General features: G+C 50.9%; 2 rRNA genes. Both read left to right on the plus strand.

What is annotated here, in order from left to right:
- Window positions 1–77, plus strand: a 16S ribosomal RNA gene (locus H3R25_RS08910); the annotation flags it as partial.
- A gap of 216 nt (window positions 78–293) precedes the next feature.
- Window positions 294–2,271, plus strand: a 23S ribosomal RNA gene (locus tag H3R25_RS08915); the annotation flags it as partial.

Raw genomic sequence — 2,271 nt, forward strand, 5'->3', positions numbered from 1 at the left:
CTAAGGCAGGACAGATGATTAGGGTGAAGTCGTAACAAGGTAGCCGTAGGAGAACCTGCGGCTGGATCACCTCCTTTCTAAGGAAAGAGCAAGCCGAGACGGAGAGCAGGAATGCTAAGAGAAGTCAGGCAAGCGCACGGAAGCACATGAGTAGGGAAGACATTGTTTAGTTTTGAGGGCAGTACCTCAAACGAGTTAGTACATTGAAAACTGAATATAATCCAAGAAAAAACCGAGAAACAATCAAAAGAGAAGAGATTGCCAAAGAGCGACCGAGAGAGTATCTTGAGTAAGGTCAAGTAAAGAAGGGCGCACGGTGAATGCCTAGGCACAATGAGGCGAAGAAGGACGTGACGAACCACGAAAGGCTTCGGGGAGCGGTAAGTACGCAGCGATCCGGAGACATCCGAATGGGGGAACCCAATGCATGCAGATGCATTACCAGGCGGTGAACAAATAGCCGTCTGGGGCAAGACGCAGTGAACTGAAACATCTAAGTAGCTGCAGGAAGAGAAAGAAAAATCGATTTCCTTAGTAGCGGCGAGCGAAGAGGAAAGAGCCCAAACCAGATGATTTATCATTTGGGGTTGTAGGACTGCAATAAGGCAGCGCAAAGGATAGCAGAATTATCTGGGAAGGTAAGCCAGAGAGGGTGAGAGCCCCGTAAGCGAAATCCGGAGCGCGCCGAGCAGGATCCTGAGTAGGTCGGGACACGAGGAATCCCGATTGAAGCAGCGAGGACCATCTCGCAAGGCTAAATACTACATTGTGACCGATAGTGAACCAGTACCGTGAGGGAAAGGTGAAAAGAACCCCGGGAGGGGAGTGAAAGAGAACCTGAAACCGTGTGCCTACAAATAGTCAAAGCCCATTAAAGGGTAATGGCGTGCCTTTTGTAGAATGAACCGGCGAGTTACGTTAGCTAGCGAGGTTAAGTCAGAAAAGACGGAGCCGGAGCGAAAGCGAGTCTGAAGAGGGCGGAGCAGTTAGCTGATGTAGACCCGAAACCAAGTGACCTACCCATGACCAGGTTGAAGGTGCGGTAAAGCGCACTGGAGGACCGAACCCACGTAAGTTAAAAATTGCGGGGATGAGTTGTGGGTAGCGGTGAAATTCCAAACGAACTTGGAGATAGCTGGTTCTCTCCGAAATAGCTTTAGGGCTAGCCTGGTGCCAGGACGATCATGGAGGTAGAGCACTGTTTGGACGAAGGGCCCGTCAGGGGTTACTGAATTCAGATAAACTGCGAATTCCAGAGATCGGGGCACTGGAGTCAGACTGCGAGTGATAAGATCCGTAGTCGAAAGGGAAACAGCCCAGATCACCAGTTAAGGTCCCCAAATCTATGCTAAGTGGAAAAGGATGTGGAGTTGCGTAGACAACTAGGATGTTGGCTCAGAAGCAGCCATCATTAAAAGAGTGCGTAATAGCTCACTAGTCGAGTGACGCTGCGCCGAAAATTTACCGGGGCTAAGCATAGTACCGAAACTGTGGATGTGCAGTAATGCACGTGGTAGGAGAGCGTTCTAAATGCGGCGAAGCTTAACTGAGAAGATAAGTGGAGCGTTTAGAAGTGAGAATGCCGGTATGAGTAGCGCAAGACAGGTGAGAATCCTGTCCGCCGAAAGACTAAGGTTTCCTGGGGCAGGCTCGTCCGCCCAGGGTAAGTCGGGACCTAAGGCAAGGCCGAAAGGCGTAGTCGATGGACAACAGGTAGAAATTCCTGTACTGCGCAGCTTCGTTAACAGCGAAGGAGGGACGCAGGAGGCAAAGAACGCATGGCGCTGGAAGCCATGTTCAAGCGTTAAGTGTAGTAATGAGTCAAATGCTTGTTACTGTTAAGCACAAGGCGTGATGAGGAGCGAAATCAAAGTAGCGAAGGTTCAAGCGTCACACTGCCAAGAAAAGCTTCTAGCGAGAAGCTGCGTACCCGTACCGCAAACCGACACAGGTAGTCGAGTGGAGAACACTCAGGTGAGCGAGAGAACTCTCGTTAAGGAACTCGGCAAAATCGCCCCGTAACTTCGGGAGAAGGGGTGCTGGTGCAAAAGCCAGCCGCAGTGAATAGGCCCAAACAACTGTTTATCAAAAACACAGGTCTCTGCCAAGTCGTAAGACGACGTATAGGGGCTGACACCTGCCCGGTGCTGGAAGGTTAAGGAGAGCTGTTAGCGCAAGCGAAGCAGCGAACTGAAGCCCCAGTAAACGGCGGCCGTAACTATAACGGTCCTAAGGTAGCGAAATTCCTTGTCGGGTAAGTTCCGACCTGCA

The sequence above is a fragment of the Lactobacillus sp. M0390 genome (assembly GCF_016102085.1).
Classification (GTDB): domain Bacteria; phylum Bacillota; class Bacilli; order Lactobacillales; family Lactobacillaceae; genus Lactobacillus; species Lactobacillus apis.